The organism is Roseovarius lutimaris, from assembly GCF_900115165.1.
In the GTDB taxonomy this organism is placed as follows: domain Bacteria; phylum Pseudomonadota; class Alphaproteobacteria; order Rhodobacterales; family Rhodobacteraceae; genus Roseovarius; species Roseovarius lutimaris.
In genome coordinates this window covers 122763-137062 of sequence record NZ_FOVP01000012.1, presented here as the reverse complement: position 1 = coordinate 137062, position 14300 = coordinate 122763, and the positions used below count along the sequence as shown (strand labels likewise).

At 56.2% G+C, this 14300-nt stretch carries 15 protein-coding genes and 2 pseudogenes; 6 read left to right on the top strand and 11 right to left on the bottom strand.

Features of this window, described 5'->3' with window-relative positions:
• Together BMZ91_RS12080 and BMZ91_RS22080 are read left to right on the top strand one after the other, a co-directional pair.
• Nucleotides 1-171, top strand: a 171-nt coding sequence (locus BMZ91_RS12080; RefSeq protein WP_177193859.1) for a transposase, incomplete at its 5' end; no start/stop codon positions are given.
• A 41-nt stretch (nt 172-212) separates the two neighbouring features.
• A pseudogene (locus tag BMZ91_RS22080) lies at nt 213-638 on the top strand (transposase); the annotation flags it as partial.
• A 54-nt stretch (nt 639-692) separates the two neighbouring features.
• On the opposite strand, the pseudogene BMZ91_RS21785 reads toward BMZ91_RS22080, so the two are convergent.
• From BMZ91_RS21785 to BMZ91_RS12060, 4 genes and pseudogenes are all read right to left on the bottom strand, one after another.
• Nucleotides 693-809: pseudogene (locus tag BMZ91_RS21785) on the bottom strand (IS3 family transposase); the annotation flags it as partial.
• Nucleotides 810-1101: 292 nt separating this feature from the next.
• Nucleotides 1102-1806 carry a TVP38/TMEM64 family protein gene (locus BMZ91_RS12070; protein WP_245736346.1) on the bottom strand — a complete coding sequence of 235 codons (705 nt, stop codon included), beginning with the start codon at nt 1804-1806 and terminating at the stop codon, nt 1102-1104.
• A 181-nt stretch (nt 1807-1987) separates the two neighbouring features.
• Nucleotides 1988-2560 carry an EF-hand domain-containing protein gene (locus BMZ91_RS12065; protein WP_092839049.1) on the bottom strand — a complete coding sequence of 191 codons (573 nt, stop codon included), beginning with the start codon at nt 2558-2560 and terminating at the stop codon, nt 1988-1990.
• 115 nt (nt 2561-2675) lie between these two features.
• Nucleotides 2676-2945 carry a hypothetical protein gene (locus BMZ91_RS12060; protein ID WP_092839046.1) on the bottom strand — a complete coding sequence of 90 codons (270 nt, stop codon included), beginning with the start codon at nt 2943-2945 and terminating at the stop codon, nt 2676-2678.
• Nucleotides 2946-3112: 167 nt separating this feature from the next.
• On the opposite strand from BMZ91_RS12060, the gene BMZ91_RS12055 reads away from it, so the two are divergent.
• The 4 genes from BMZ91_RS12055 to BMZ91_RS21470 all read left to right on the top strand — a co-directional run bounded on the left by BMZ91_RS12055 (nt 3113) and on the right by BMZ91_RS21470 (nt 5921).
• Nucleotides 3113-3835, top strand: coding sequence for a response regulator (locus BMZ91_RS12055; protein WP_092839043.1), 723 nt, complete (start codon nt 3113-3115; stop codon nt 3833-3835).
• Nucleotides 3832-5244, top strand: a complete 1413-nt coding sequence (locus BMZ91_RS12050; RefSeq protein WP_092839040.1) for an ATP-binding protein — start codon at nt 3832-3834, stop codon at nt 5242-5244. The genes BMZ91_RS12055 and BMZ91_RS12050 overlap by 4 nt, the downstream gene beginning before the upstream one ends.
• Nucleotides 5241-5561: an SHOCT domain-containing protein gene (locus BMZ91_RS12045; protein ID WP_245736344.1), complete on the top strand. Its 321-nt coding sequence runs from the start codon at nt 5241-5243 to the stop codon at nt 5559-5561. Before BMZ91_RS12050 ends, BMZ91_RS12045 begins: the two co-directional genes overlap by 4 nt.
• Before the next feature lie 162 nt (nt 5562-5723).
• Nucleotides 5724-5921 (top strand): protein kinase family protein, encoded by a 198-nt coding sequence (locus BMZ91_RS21470; protein ID WP_177193858.1) that lies wholly within the window; start codon nt 5724-5726, stop codon nt 5919-5921.
• Nucleotides 5922-5971: 50 nt separating this feature from the next.
• On the opposite strand, the gene istB is transcribed toward BMZ91_RS21470, so the two are convergent.
• The 7 genes from istB to BMZ91_RS12010 all read right to left on the bottom strand — a co-directional run bounded on the left by istB (nt 5972) and on the right by BMZ91_RS12010 (nt 14182).
• Nucleotides 5972-6763 (bottom strand): IS21-like element helper ATPase IstB, encoded by a 792-nt coding sequence (gene istB / locus BMZ91_RS12040; protein ID WP_092839087.1) that lies wholly within the window; start codon nt 6761-6763, stop codon nt 5972-5974.
• On the bottom strand, nt 6753-8261 hold the full coding sequence (gene istA / locus BMZ91_RS12035; protein ID WP_092839037.1) for an IS21 family transposase: 1509 nt from the start codon (nt 8259-8261) through the stop codon (nt 6753-6755). Before istA ends, istB begins: the two co-directional genes overlap by 11 nt.
• A 567-nt stretch (nt 8262-8828) precedes the next feature.
• Nucleotides 8829-9326: a c-type cytochrome gene (locus BMZ91_RS12030; protein ID WP_092839034.1), complete on the bottom strand. Its 498-nt coding sequence runs from the start codon at nt 9324-9326 to the stop codon at nt 8829-8831.
• A gap of 55 nt (nt 9327-9381) precedes the next feature.
• A complete protein-coding gene (locus BMZ91_RS12025; protein WP_092839031.1) occupies nt 9382-10518 on the bottom strand; it encodes a DMT family transporter in 1137 nt (378 codons plus the stop codon).
• 56 nt (nt 10519-10574) lie between these two features.
• Complete coding sequence (locus BMZ91_RS12020) at nt 10575-11300, bottom strand: copper-binding protein (protein ID WP_092839028.1); 726 nt, start codon at nt 11298-11300, stop codon at nt 10575-10577.
• Nucleotides 11301-11346: 46 nt separating this feature from the next.
• Nucleotides 11347-12696 carry a multicopper oxidase family protein gene (locus BMZ91_RS12015; RefSeq protein WP_092839084.1) on the bottom strand — a complete coding sequence of 450 codons (1350 nt, stop codon included), beginning with the start codon at nt 12694-12696 and terminating at the stop codon, nt 11347-11349.
• 13 nt (nt 12697-12709) lie between these two features.
• Nucleotides 12710-14182: a TolC family protein gene (locus BMZ91_RS12010; protein WP_092839025.1), complete on the bottom strand. Its 1473-nt coding sequence runs from the start codon at nt 14180-14182 to the stop codon at nt 12710-12712.
• Between the last annotated feature and the right edge of the window lie 118 nt (nt 14183-14300).

Here is a 14300-nt window from a genome sequence, read left to right as displayed (position 1 = left end):
CGTTCGTCTTACCGGGCGCAGCGCGAGTTTCCTGCGATCCGCAAGCGCTACTGGGGCTGCCGGTTTTGGGGTAGGGGGTATTTTTCAACCACCAACGGCGCCATCACGGAAGACATCGTACTTCAGTACCTGGAAAATCACATCGCTGATCCTACCGGCGCCAGCCGGTAGTCGTTCAGTATCCACTCATTGGTCTAAACCCCCGTCTTCCAGATCCGACGGCGCTGCCAGATCTCTTGTCTCAAGTCGACGGTCCGGTTGATCTGTTCCTCGCAGATGGGGCTTAGGACGGAGAGCCAACATCTGACGTGCTTGCCGCTCGGTTCGGATCGACGATTGAGGTCACGATCCCACCTCCCAGATACGCGATGCTGAGCCCCAATGCGGCACAGAATCCGACCGCCCGCGACAGAGTTATTGCGCCGATCAACGTCCACGGACGGATGGCTTGGCAAAAGACCTCCGGTTACAATCAACGCAGCCGGGGCGAAACCCACATGGGTCGCTGGAAAGCTGTCATCGAGCCCAAGCTAATGGTGTGCAGCTTCGAAAATCAGAAAACAGAAGCCAGGATTGGCGTCCGGGTTCTCAACCGGATGACCGGACTTGGCCGCCCACGTTTTGAACGCTCCGCCTGAATTCCGTCTCCGGTAGGGCGCGTTTCGAGTTGCGGCTGATCTATGCAACAAGGCTCCGTTGAAGGCTTTGATGCAGGCGTTTTCGGTGGGTTTGCCGGGATGTGGGAAGTCCAAAGTTAAGACATGCTCATTTGCCCAGAGGTCAATGTCCCCTGAGATAAATTCCTTGCCGTAACACCTTTGGATTGGCGTCGCTTTGAGGGGCCATGCTCGCCTGAGCAGCCCCAGCAAAACGCCTGTATTGCGCGCATGATCAGACATGAATGGCAGGACCAAGACATCATCAACAACGCGGAGGCCCGGCACGTCGCCACACTCTGGCCATGGACGCACAACAATGACTGACCGAACATGGGTATCGGCTAAATCACACCTGCCTAGAAACCAAAGATGGCTGCGAAAGCTCTACGATAGTGTCCCGCTTAAAATCATCGCAACCTGCACGAGACGGTTTATCACTGCTTCAGTCGTCTGGTTCCTTGTGCAGCCTTCGAATAAGCGTCCATCCTGCCGTCAGAACGGTTGCGAGTCCCAGCACCACAGCGATTCCGGTCGCCACGGAGGAATTTCCCTCGACGGCTTCCACGCCAAAATGAGCGAGAAGAAAACTCGCAGGAACGATTCCGGCGAGAGTTGCGATGCCAAATCGCCAGAGCCGCAATCCGCTGAGACCCGCTGCGTAGCTAATAAGATCGAATGACACGAACGGCATTAATCGGCTTAGAAACACTATGGCTGTCAGGGCGTTTTGAGAGCCGAGCATCCCGGCGTCAATCTTGCTTCCGAACCACCGCTTCAGCACATCACGCCCGACAAGACGTGCGATCAGAAAGGCAATGAGCGCCCCGACTTCGGCGCCTGCAATGACGTAAAGAGTTCCAAAAGTATGGCCATATGCGGCGCCCGCAGCCAGCGCGATTGGCGCGCTTGGCAGAGGGCTCGCCACCACGGCAAGGATCATCAGGCCCATTATGAAGAGAGGACCCCAGTATCCTGCATTTTCCACTATATCGCGGACCGCATCAGTGTCCAGTTTGGGCGGGGTCCAATAGATCAGGATCAGAAGGATTGCGATAAGTACCGACGCAACGACGAGGTAGCGCAAGTGTGTTCGTCCGATGTGCATGGGGGCTTCCAACAAAGTTACAGGCGAGGCATCGTCGCTCATGCAGAGCCTTATACATCAAGTCATGACGGGCAAACGCTCTTTGAACGCCTTTGGCAAAGATAAGAGGGAGTTGCAAAGACGCGCAGTTCGGATAAGCGTCGCCGCTTTCGCTCACGTTGACACTATTTGACGGCGGCGCACAGCGGCGCCACCGCCTGTTGCCCATGCTTGCAAAGAGCGGTCAGTTTTTCATCTTACCCTGACCACCCTGCATCATTCCGCCTGACCCCATGCCCTCGTTGGAAGCGCCAGAGGATTTCTGCATCATTTCCATACGCTTTTGCTTGCGTTCCATTTGTTTGGCAGGTGCGGCCATTTCCTCGGCGGTGATGGCACCGTCGCCGTCATTGTCGAGATGCTGAAAACGGTCGACCATCGTCTCGCGGATCAGGCGGCTGTGCAGAACTTCGAACTCCGAGAGGCTGAGGGTGCCGTCGCTGTCCGTGTCGTTTTCTTGCAGTAGCTTCTGGAGCTGCGCACGTGCCTCGGCGGGCTCTACCTTTCCGTCACCGTTGGCATCCATCAGAGCGCGGAACTGAGGGCCCATCAGCCCCTTGCCTTGCATCATGCCGCCACCCTGCATCATGCCGGCGCCCTGCATCATGTTCCTGTGCATGGGCATCATGCCGCCATCCATCATGCCGGATTTCCCGGACGGTTGCTGGCCGTGGCCGTGCTGTCCCTGTGCCAGAGCGGCGCCGCCCCCTGACAAGATCACTGTTACGGCGATTGCTGTGATGTATGTTCGTTTCATAGCTCTTTCCTCATATTTTGAGCCGACATGCTTGTCGGGTCGGAAAATGGATCTTTGCTTCGCGAAAGGACGGTCAAATAGCTTGACCGTTCTCCTTGATAAGCGGGCGAATGACTTAGCGGTCCTGACGTCCGTTGCGCTCTTCGAACATCTTTTGGAACTCCGACGCGGCCTGCATGTGGGTTTCCATTTCTTCGCGTGTGACCTTGCCGTCTTCGTTCTGATCAGCGTGGTCGAAATGGCCGCGCATATTATCGGTCATGTGAATGTTGTTATCGCGGTCAGGCAGCTCATGATGCCCGGAAATATATCCCATGTCGGCGAATGCTGCGCCGCCCGCCATTGCAATGGTGGTTGCGAGAATGAGTGTGATGTTGCGTTTCATCGATTTACCTCCTTTTCGGGTTCCGATTGACTGAAGATGGCAGCCAGGACGAGCGATGCAACGGGCGCACTCGTGAGACATGTAACGGGCCGTCGCAAAACGCTAGGGAGTTACACCCCGTGACAATTTTTCTCGGCATCGGCCAGACAATCCCCTAAGTTCGGCCCATGAGCAAAACACCACATATCCTGATCGTCGATGATAGCCCCGAGATCCGCAAAGCCGTGGCGCGATATCTTGAAAAGAACGAAATGCGCGTGACGAGTGCTGCCGGTGCCGCCGAGATGGATGGCCTGCTCAAGGTGGGTCGTTATGATCTCATTATCCTTGATGTGATGATGCCGGGCGAAGACGGGATATCGGTCTGCCGCCGTCTCTCTACAAGAAATGTCGCGCCAATTCTCATGCTCACCGCGCTCGGAGAGGAAATGGATCGGATCATCGGGCTTGAAGTCGGTGCGGACGACTATCTTTCCAAGCCCTTCAATCCGCGCGAGCTTCTGGCGCGGATCAAGGCGATCCTGCGGCGGGCGCAGCGACCGGAATCTCTTGCAGGTGGCCTTACCGGGCGTCGTATCCGATTTGCGGGCTGGACCCTCGAAACAGATACCCGCGGGCTGATCGCTGCCGATGGGCGCAAGGAAACGCTGACAACATCGGAATTCAAACTGTTGACGATCTTGCTCGAGCGTCCGCGTATCGTGATCAGCCGCGAACAGCTTTTCGACCTTACCGAAGGACGGAAACCTGCCGCATTTGATCGCACTATCGACAATCGGATCAGCCGTCTTAGGCGCAAGATCGAGGACAATCCGGGGCGGCCACGGATCATCACGACAGTCCGAAATGGCGGCTATTGCCTTGCGACAGATGTCGAGGCGGAAGCATGATCCGAAAACCTCTGGACAGCTTGCGCGTCCAGCTCCTGCTGCTGATCGTGGGAAGCCTCGTGACGGCACAGGCGATCAGCCTCTGGCTTTTCGTGGACGAAAGAAGCCTCGCTGTGCGTGCCGCGATCGGAGCAGAGGCGGCGGGGCGCGCGGCCAATGTGGCCCTGTTGCTGGAGCAGGCGCCCGAGGATCTACACGCCTCCATCCTTCGGGCTGCGGACTCGCCGCTCGCGCGATTTCACGTCGATCCGTTGCCAACTGTCGATCATCTCGATCACGAGGCAGGTGGTGCCGTCGAGGCCAGGATCAGATCCCTGCTAGGGACCGGAGACAAGCGCGTGATCCGTGTGGAACTGCACCGGGTCGAGGGCGCACTTACGCCGATGACGAACATGCCATCGCAAATGACCGGAATGCATCAGCGGATGATGCATGACAAAATCATGGGCCTTGAACTTACTTTGTCTATTGCTCTCGAAAGCGGAGCCTGGCTCAATGTCGACACGCGATTTCAGCGCCCACCCCTGCAATGGCCTGTCTTTTCCTCAATCAGCTTCGGTCTGACCGCAGCACTGCTGATCGGCGTGGCCTGCTGGTATCTTCTTGCGCGCCTGACCTGGCCTCTTCGACGCCTGGCGCAAGCCGCCGAGAGCCTCGGTCGCGGCGAGGAAAGCAAACCGATCCCCGCGTCCGGCCCAAGTGAGGTTCGGGATTTGACCGAGACCTTCAATCTCATGCAGGAGCGTCTTGTGCGCACGGTCGCGGACAAGACGCGCATCATGGCCGCTCTGGGGCATGATCTGCGCTCTCCGCTGACCGCTTTGCGTGTGCGCGCAGAAATGGTCGACGATGAGGAGAGCCGCGATGCCATGATCACCTCCATCGAGGAAATGCAGGACATGGTCGAACGTACACTGGCCTTTGCGAGGGGCATGGCGATCAGCGAACCCCCGGAAACGGTCGAGTTGGGCGAATTCCTCACCCAACTGAGGCGGGACATGCTCGACGAGTTTCAGCTTGAAACCGACGCACCGCTCAAGATCAGGTTGCGGCCGCAATCCATGCGCCGCGCGCTACGCAACATCATCGAGAACGCCGTGCGCTATGGAGGGGGCGCAGAGGTCAGCTTTGCCCAAGAGTACGACAGGGTCCTGATCGAGGTGCGGGATCACGGCCCCGGCATACCAGATGCACAGCTTGAAGAGGTGTTCGAGCCGTTTTTTCGGATCGAGACCTCTCGCTCGCGCGAAACGGGCGGTACCGGTCTCGGCCTGTCGATCGCCCGCACTATCCTGCGCTCGCATGGCGGCGATATCACGCTGCAAAACCACCCGGATGGCGGGCTTGTGGTGCAACTCGATTTGCCATTCACCCAAAGTTTCAATCAACAGGAAAGGACAAGATCATGAAAGCTTTTATGAGAATGATGGCCAGTATAAGCGCTGTTTTTGCGAGCGCATCTTCAGCTTTTTCGGACACCGTGCCGAACGGCGATGGTGCCTTCGGTCACATGATGTGGGGTGGCGGACATGGCTGGTGGGGTGGTTTCGGAATGATCCTTTTCTGGGGCGCCATCATCGCGGTTGCGGTCTTTGCGTTTCGTGCCCTCACCAGTAATTGGCGCGGCGAGACGCGCGATTCGATGGAGATCCTCAAGGAACGTTATGCGCGCGGCGAAATCGACGAAGACGAGTTCCGCCGACGCAAACAGGAGCTTCAATCCTGAGTGGTGGTATTGATCGCTTCCACGTCGACATCGTCAAGGCTGTGGTGCTCAACCTTCAAGTGAAGAGGGCGCTTTATCCGCTATGGCCTTGTTGCCGGTGCACATTGACGAAAACGCCTATCGTCGCTTCGGAGAGGGTGATGAGCGCGAGCAGTAGAACGATTGACATCAGCCCGCACTCGCCTCGTTGTCGCCCGTGATGTCTATCTTTTCGGCACCGCTTTCATCGAGACAGCGGTCCTCGACCTGCAAGGTGACGAAGAAAAAACCAAAGCGCTCGCGCAGCAAGTGATGGGCAGCCTCGAGAACGCCCTGAGCATCATGACCATCTCCAACGTGTTGAATGTCACTGAGAACTGACCCGGTATTGTCACCGAGATTTGACCCGCTCAGTCTTTATGCTTTGTTCGTCATGATGTGGTCAATGCTGGTGTCTCCTTCCGTTTTTGTTTTGCAATCTCGGAGCTGGCTTTGAAGCGATAGCTGTCATTGCCGGTCTCCAGGATGTGGCACCTGTGGGTTAGCCGATCGAGCAAGGCAGTGGTCATCTTGGCGTCACCGAAGACCGTGGCCCATTCGCTGAAGCTGAGGTTGGTGGTGATGACCACGCTGGTCCGCTCGTAGAGCTTGCTGAGAAGATGGAACAGTAGTGCGCCGCCTGATGTGCTGAACGGCAGGTATCCCAGCTCGTCCAGGATCACGAGGTCCGTCTTGACCAGTGCCTCAGCGATTTTCCCAGCTTTGCCGAGGGCCTTTTCCTGTTCCAGCGCATTGACCAGTTCGACGGTTGAGAAGAAGCGCACGCGTTTGCGGTGATGCTCGATCGCCTGAATGCCGAGGGCGGTCGCAACGTGGCTTTTCCCCGTGCCTGGTCCACCGATCAAGACCACATTCTCGGCCCCATCCATGAACTCGCACCGATGCAGTTGGCGGACCAAGGCTTCGTTGATCTCGCTGGCGGCAAAGTCGAATCCGGAGAGGTCCTTGTAGGCCGGGAAGCGGGCAGCCTTCATCTGATAGGCAATGGAGCGCACCTCTCGTTCAGCCATCTCTGCTTTGAGCAACTGCGAGAGCATGGGGACGGCTGCGTCGAATGCAGGCGCTCCCTGTTCGATCAGATCGCCAACAGCCTGCGCCATTCCGGGCATCTTCAGGCTGCGCAGCATGATGACGATAGCGGCACCGGCGGGATCATGACGCATGGCGGGTCCCTCCTTGCCGCAGCCCATCGTAGCGGCTGACATTGGCCTCGGGTTCCTCTCTCAGGGAAAGAGCAGAAGGCGGTGTCACATCTGGCTGATCGGTCGGTGTGCCATCCACCAGCCTGTGAAGCAGGTTCAGCACATGGGTCTTGGTCGGTACGCCTGCTTCCAGCGCCATTTCAACAGCACAGAGCACGGCCTGTTCATCATGGTGCAGAACCAAAGACAGGATATCGACCATTTCCCGATCTCCGCCGGGCTTGCGCAGCATAAGGCTCTGGAGCTTGCGGAAGGCCTCCGGCATTTCCACGAAGGGTGCACCGTTGCGCAACGCCCCAGGCTTGCGTTGGACCACCGCCAGGTAATGACGCCAGTCATAGATGACGCGCCCCGGCTGACGGTGCGACCGTTCAATGATGCGCAGATGTTCGCAGACCGCCTGTCCCTCAGCGACAATCACTAGCCGTTCGGGGTAAATATGCAGGCTGACAGGGCGGTTCGCAAAGCTGGCGGGCACGCTGTATCGGTTCCGATCAAAGGTAATCAGGCAAGTCGGTGACACACGTTTGCTCTGTTCGACAAAGCCATCAAAGGCCGTGGGCAACGGCATCAGCGCCGGTTTCTCAGCTTCCCAGATGTCTGCAATACTTCCGGGCAAACTGCCGTGCGCAGTCTCGGACCACAGCACCGTGCAGCGATCTTCCAGCCAGTTGTTCAATGCCTCAAGGTTCGGAAAGTCAGGGGCGACTTGCCACAAACGATGGCGCGCATCGCGGACGTTCTTCTCAACCTGGCCTTTCTCCCAACCCGCCGCTGGATTGCAAAACTCAGGCTCAAAGACGTAGTGGCTGGTCATGGCCAAAAAGCGTGCGTTCACATCGCGTTGTTTGCCGCGCCTGACACGATCAACAGCGGTCTTCATATTGTCATAGATGCCACGGCCTGGAATGCCGCCGAACACACGGAAAGCATGCCAGTGGGCGTCGAACAGCATCTCGTGCGTTTGCAACAAATAGGCACGCACCAGAAACGCCCTGCTATGTGACAGCTTGATATGGGCGACCTGTAGCTTGACACGCTCGCCGCCGATCACGGCCCAATCCTCGCTCCAGTCAAACTGAAACACCAGCGGCACGAAAGTTCCGCGCCCAGTTGTTTGCATCGCATGCTGCCGTTCTGCTTTCCAAGCCCTGACAAAAGCTGCGACCCGTTCATATGACCCATCAAAGCCAAGCTTCACCAGATCCGCATACATCTGCTTGGCCGTGCGCCGATCTTTGCGCGATTTGCGCTGCTCCGTCATCAGCCAACCCGACAGTTTCTCCGCAAACGGATCCAACTTGCTTGGTCGCGTCGGCGTCTTGAAGCTGGGCTCAACGATATCAGCCCGCAGATACTTCCTGATGGTGTTGCGAGACAGCCCCGTCCGCCGTGAAATCTCGCGAATGGGCATTTTGTCCCTCAGTGCCCATCGTCGAATTACGCTCAAAAATCCCATGTCTATCACTCCAATTACCCCCGACACATCTGGTCAGAGGCACGGTTGCACATGGGTCAGTTCTCAGTGACAATTCTGACCTCTACCGGGTCAGTTCTCAATGACATTCAACACGGGTGACCTGTCAACGACCTTTCACACAGTTGAAATTGGCGCCCTTAGAGCTGACACGCCGATTGGCGGAGGTGGAGCAACCGACAGATGCGCAGGCTACCGCGCTACTGGTCAATTCAGTTGCGCATGATCTTCAGAGTGAAGCTCGATCGAGAACCATGACCGTCAAGGTCAGGTTTTGAGTAGCACAGCCCCCCGCGATCAATTTCTCCAAGATCGCCGCAGGGCATCCCCGGATGACATCGTCGATCACGTTCAGGTCATGCAACCGATGATCAAAGGCGAGTTGGTCGTGGGCGAAGTCTAACAATCAGCAGGCATTCGACCGGGCCATCTACATAATCTTACCGCTAGCTCCGCAAGCGATCAATTTCGATGCAAGGAGTAGGTTTTATTTTGATTTTCCAGTGAGTTCCGAGTTTCATGTCACCTGACAGAACACCTCTCCGCTGTTCAATCCTCCAGCAGAAAACTGACAAGGTCTTTGAGATCCTCGTCAGCCATTGACCATCTCGGCATGCCTGCTCCTAGGCTACTGCCGTCTGGTCTGACACCCTTTGTAATCGCTCGCGCCAAAGTCTCCGCGCTGTAGCCTTCATGGCCGTGGCTGTCTTGCGTGTGTTCGCCAACCAGTCTCGTCGCTGTTATCGACGGTGCAACTTGCCAGAAGTTGGGCCAAAGCCGACCTCCGTTACGATTTGTGCCATGACAATCAACGCAGCCACCGCTGCCCATCATTTTCATATGATGATTGCCTCCGCGCGGCTGCATCTTTGCACCTGAGGCGCTAACACCTGTAAAGTACAGCCGTTCGCCATTACTGGTGAATGTTTCAGGCCAGTTTTTCCGATTCTTATCCGGAGTGGTCGTCCTTGCCACTAAAACCGCGAAAGCAACCAAAACAACTGAGGATGCAACCACGAAAAAAAGCGCTATTTTCCTATTCAGCATAACCGTCTCTTTTCTAATAGGACGAAGGGAAAGAGACCGCTTCGGCGGTATTGGATCAGACGCCCTTGAAATTGACTTTTCCTTCCAGTTCGATGGATTTTTCGATAGCAGCCTTCTTTTCGTCTGGGTGTTGCCAACGGCCGATTTGTGCCAAAGCTATCCCGAAAAAAATAATGATCGCACCCGGAAGGAAGCCAGACCCTGGGTCTTCTCCGAGCAGAACGACGGCGATTGAAATTGCTGCCAGTGGCGAAAAGGAAGTGGCCAGTGCCACATCTTTCGCATTGGCGTATTTCAACCCGAGGTTCCAAGTGAACTGACCAATGATTATAACGAGAACCGCGTAGACCCATATCCATTTGAGAAGCACCGGTTGAAACATTTCGCTGAAGTGATGATGCGAGGAAAAATACACATTGAACAAGACATAAATCAACGTTCCGAGCACTGTACGAAAAATTGAAAACACGCCTAAGGGCAAGTGTTTCAAGGCAGAACGTGTAATGATTGTAGAGACAGTGAAGGACAGTGTGGCTACGACTGCTGCGATTTCGCCCTTGCCGATGGCAAATCCGGTTTCGCTGTCTTTCAGAGCCAGGATGACAACGGCTCCGAGAAGTATGATCAGGCCACCTGCAAATGCCCAGCGATCAAGTTTTTCCTTCAAGAACACAGCGGCCAGAAGCAGGAAGAGAGGAGGGTCAAATCGGCCAGCTATTACAACATTTGTGACGGTGGTGTTTTCCAGGGCAAAGAAGAATAGTCCTGGAGTTACCGCTGATGACAAAGTGGTGGAAACTACTAAAATAGCCCAATCACGAGATGTAAGCGCCCGAAGGTTCTTCGCTGTCCAATCCCGCCAGAAAAAAAATATCATGGGTATCAGCGAAATCATTGACCCCAAAACCAATAGATTGGCGAAGGTAATGACGTTGTGCCCGTTGACGCGATGCGCGTCTCCGATCTCAACAAGAAGTGTTACGACCGAATTGGCGGCTGCGTAGATCAACACCGCAACCCAGCAAAGGGTAATCCCCCAGAAGGCGGGTAAAGCCTTGTTATTGACAATGCTTGCCTGCGCCACTGTTTTATTGCCTATGTTGAAACGCCTATAAACAGTTTGAGCGTTTTGCCGAGTTGATTTCCTCGGAAGATGTTTGTTTGAAAACGCGCTTCTCAGCCATTTTTTCATGGCGCTAGAACGAATGGTGGCAGCTATGTATTGCGCGCTGCCACCATGAAATTTGCCTACCTCAGGGTGGTCACAGTCAGCTTGCCCTTCACACGATCTGCGACAAACTCAATCTCCTGGCCTTCCGACATTCTTGCAATTGTCGCTTCATCGGCTCGGAATACCATGGTCATCGACGGCATATCGAGATTGACTAAAGGGCCATGAATAATCGTCACCTTGCCCGCCTGTGCGTTTATCTTCTTAATTTTGCCGCTTGTGTATTCCACATCTGCCTGCGACATTTTCTCACCGACTGCAACTTCACGATACATTCCGGATTCGTAGTGTCCCGCGATCAGGCAGGCGGCTTCAAACGTACCAGAATTTGCAAAAGTCCAGATCACTTCACCTGAGGCACCTGCGTCAAGGCGAATGCGGTTCGGATCGTCATGCTCCATGTCCATCTTTGCCATTTCGATTTTGTGCTCGGCATTGCGCTCCACAGTATCGAGCACGAACTCATGCTCTAGTTCGCCCTTATTTGTGATCTTGAAGCGAACTGTTTCACCTTTTCTGAAGTTCATGTCCGCGCTTTGTATCAGCATTTCGCCATCATCAGTTTCCACAAGAGTAACATCAACAGTGCGATCTACCTTTGCCATATGGCCAGGCATACCTATCATCATTTCTGCTTGCATGTCCGCCATGTTAGCATCGTGCCCACCATCGTGGGAACCCGAAGCGAAAGCTGGTGCGGAAAGTGTGAACGCAAGTGCTGTTGTCAATAGAAGGTACTTCATCAGTTTTTCCTTTAGTTTCGGTTGATGGATTGAGTCGAAGGGCCGCTTAGCCCTTCGAGTTTGGTTTCTGCGTGAGTAGGGTTTGGGAGCTGTTTTTGGAGGCGAACTCGGGCAACTCGCCCGTCCACTCATAGGCTTGCTCGCCCGGAGGGTTGTCGTACCAGCCGGGGTCAGAATAGTCGTCTGCGTCGATGCCATTGCGCACCTTCACGACAGAGAACATACCGCCCATCTCGATTGGGCCATACGGCCCCCAACCGGTCATCATCGGGATCGTGTTGTCAGGTAGTTCCATTGACATCTCGGCCATGTCGGCCATTCCGGCAGTTCCCATCGGCATGTATTCCGGTTGATGTTTGCGGATCATGCCAGTGAGCTGCCGTTTATCGACGCCAATGAAAGTCGGTACGTCGTGACCCATCGCATTCATCGTGTGGTGCGACTTGTGGCAATGGATCGCCCAATCGCCCAGATGATCGGCGGTGAACTCGTAGGCTCGCATAGCACCCACAGGGATGTCGATCGATACCTCAGGCCATTGCGCGGCCTCGGGCACCCAGCCGCCATCGGTGCAGGTGACCTTGAAGTCATAACCATGCATGTGGATCGGATGGTTGGTCATTGTCAGATTGCCCACGCGTACGCGCACGCGGTCGCCCTGATTAACCACCAAGGGGTCGATATCAGGGAAAATCCGACTGTTCCAGGTCCACAGATTGAAGTCGTTCATCGTCATGACGCGCGGAATGTAGGTGCCCGGATCGATATCGAAAGCGTTCAGCATGATCAGGAAATCGCGGTCCACTGGCATGAAGGTCGGGTCCTTTGGATGAACAACAAACATGCCCATCATTCCCATCGCCATCTGCACCATTTCATCGCCATGCGGGTGGTACATGAAGGTGCCCGATTTGATCAGGTCGAATTCATACACAAAGGTCTTTCCCGGCGGGATGCCTGGATGGCTCAAGCCTGCGACTCCGTCCATACCTGATGGCAGGATCATGCCGTGCCAATGCACCGTGGTATGTTCGGGCAGCTTGTTGGTGACGAATATGCGCACCCTGTCGCCCTCGACCGCCTCGATCGTCGGGCCGGTGGACTGGCCGTTGTAGCCCCAGAGATAGGCGGTCATGCCATCGGCAAGCTCGCGTTCCACCGGCTCGGCCACCAGATGGAATTCCTTGACGTTGCCGTTCATGCGATAGGGCAGCGTCCAGCCGTTGAGGGTGACCACCGGGTTATAATCGGGCCCGGAGTGCGGCCTGAGCGGCGCCTGTGTTGCGGCTGTGTTCATCACGGCGGCCTCGGGCAGACCGATGTTCTGGGCCTTGGCCATGGCGCCGGTAGCGACAAGACCCGCACCGGCAGTGAGAAGTTGACGTCTGTTCATCATTCTTTGTTCCTTTTCAATGTCCGCCGGAGCCGTCACCGGCCACCGATGCCGCACCGCCGCCACCGCCGTCGCCGCCGCCCGCGCCGCCGCCATAGATGGCAGCCAGCAAGTTGGCCTCGGCCAGCCAGAAATCGCGGCGCGCGCCCGCCTCGGTCAGGTTGGAATTCAGCCGCGCTCGGGTGTCCGCCAAAAGCTCGAATGTGTTGGTGATCATGCCGTTGTAGCTAAGAAGGGCTTCCTCCTCGATGGTCCGGCGCAGAGGCAGAACGGCATCGCGATAGTGACGCGCAATCTGATGCGTGCCGGTATAACCGGCATAGGCCGTGCGCGCCTCGGACCGCACGTTCACAGCCTTTTGCGCCAATTGATGCGCCGCAATCATATAGGCCGCCTCTGCCCGCTTGAGACGCGCCTTGCCGCTGTCGAAAATCGGAATGGCGAATTCCAACTCCAGCTGCGGCGTGGTTTCAGATTCAATCCCGCTGCCGTCGTTTTCGCGCTCTTTCTCAAACCCGGCAATCAATTCCAGATCCGTGACAAACCGGGTGGCATTGGTCATCCCACGTGATTTTGCCATCGCATCGAGACCAAGCTTGGCGGCCGCCAAATCGACCCGCGATCTCAAGGCCTCTGCCTCGACACCTGAACGCTTTTTCACGCGCCCGGGTAACTGCGGAAGGTTATTGGGAACGAAGTAGTCGACCTCGGTCCCCCACAGCCCCAACTGGCGCGTCAGCGCTTCTTTGGCTATTTGCGCTGACAGACGCGTCTGCGCCCGCTGGCCGGTCAACTCCGCATAAAAGGCGTGTTCCCGTGCCTGATTGGCCTTGTTGAGAAAGCCGGTATCGCCAAGCCGCGCCGCCAGTTCCGATGCTGCATCTGCCGTGCCCTGGGCGTCTCGGATCAGGCCGACCGACTCGAAAGCGGCCACCGCATCAACCCAGGCACGCCGGGTTTCAACGGCAACCCGCAACGTTTCCTCAACCGCCCGCAACTGTGCCTGGCTGAACTGGAGTTCCGCCAATTTTGTACGCTCGGGCTGAGTGAAGACAGACAACAGATTGAAAGCAATCGTTGATTCAATGGATCGGTATGCCCCCAAACCATCTGCATTCAGACCGAAAAAGCCCAGTGACACAACCGGATTGGGCTGCATGATGCTTTGCCAGACATCCGCGGATGACACGCCAAGTTCGGCGTAGCTTGCTTGCAGGCCCCGATTGTTCAGCAGTGCCACCTGAACGGCAGTATCTGCGTTTATGGTCTTCTTGTGCACAAGCCCATGCACCCGTTTCGCATTGGCTTCGATGCTCGCAGCATCCATCAACATCACGGTATCCTTGCCCAGCACAGTGCCTGCCTTGCTGGAAACGGTGCCGAACCCAGCCTTGGGGTCTGACAATCGTGCGATTTGTGCAGGCGTGGCGCAGGCAGAAAGCAACAAGCTCGCCGCAAGTCCGACGCTGATCATTGGTTTGAAGCGCATCAGTTGTTCTCCTGCCCAGTTGGTGACTGCCGGTCATTCAAATCCCGCCAACTCGAGGGACCTTTGACAGGCCGGGAAGTGTATCCTGCAAATAATGCAGGCGGCTGCGCCGTCCGAA

Bases quoted from the DNA above. Each gene is read 5' to 3' on its own strand.
- BMZ91_RS12070 (WP_245736346.1), bottom strand. From the start codon at position 1,806: ATGAGCGACGATGCCTCGCCTGTAACTTTGTTGGAAGCCCCCATGCAC.
- BMZ91_RS12065 (WP_092839049.1), bottom strand. From the start codon at position 2,560: ATGAAACGAACATACATCACAGCAATCGCCGTAACAGTGATCTTGTCA.
- BMZ91_RS12060 (WP_092839046.1), bottom strand. From the start codon at position 2,945: ATGAAACGCAACATCACACTCATTCTCGCAACCACCATTGCAATGGCG.
- BMZ91_RS12055 (WP_092839043.1), top strand. From the start codon at position 3,113: ATGAGCAAAACACCACATATCCTGATCGTCGATGATAGCCCCGAGATC.
- BMZ91_RS12050 (WP_092839040.1), top strand. From the start codon at position 3,832: ATGATCCGAAAACCTCTGGACAGCTTGCGCGTCCAGCTCCTGCTGCTG.
- BMZ91_RS12045 (WP_245736344.1), top strand. From the start codon at position 5,241: ATGAAAGCTTTTATGAGAATGATGGCCAGTATAAGCGCTGTTTTTGCG.
- istB (WP_092839087.1), bottom strand. From the start codon at position 6,763: ATGCGTCATGATCCCGCCGGTGCCGCTATCGTCATCATGCTGCGCAGC.
- istA (WP_092839037.1), bottom strand. From the start codon at position 8,261: ATGGGATTTTTGAGCGTAATTCGACGATGGGCACTGAGGGACAAAATG.
- BMZ91_RS12030 (WP_092839034.1), bottom strand. From the start codon at position 9,326: ATGCTGAATAGGAAAATAGCGCTTTTTTTCGTGGTTGCATCCTCAGTT.
- BMZ91_RS12025 (WP_092839031.1), bottom strand. From the start codon at position 10,518: ATGAAAAAATGGCTGAGAAGCGCGTTTTCAAACAAACATCTTCCGAGG.
- BMZ91_RS12020 (WP_092839028.1), bottom strand. From the start codon at position 11,300: ATGAAGTACCTTCTATTGACAACAGCACTTGCGTTCACACTTTCCGCA.
- BMZ91_RS12015 (WP_092839084.1), bottom strand. From the start codon at position 12,696: ATGATGAACAGACGTCAACTTCTCACTGCCGGTGCGGGTCTTGTCGCT.
- BMZ91_RS12010 (WP_092839025.1), bottom strand. From the start codon at position 14,182: ATGCGCTTCAAACCAATGATCAGCGTCGGACTTGCGGCGAGCTTGTTG.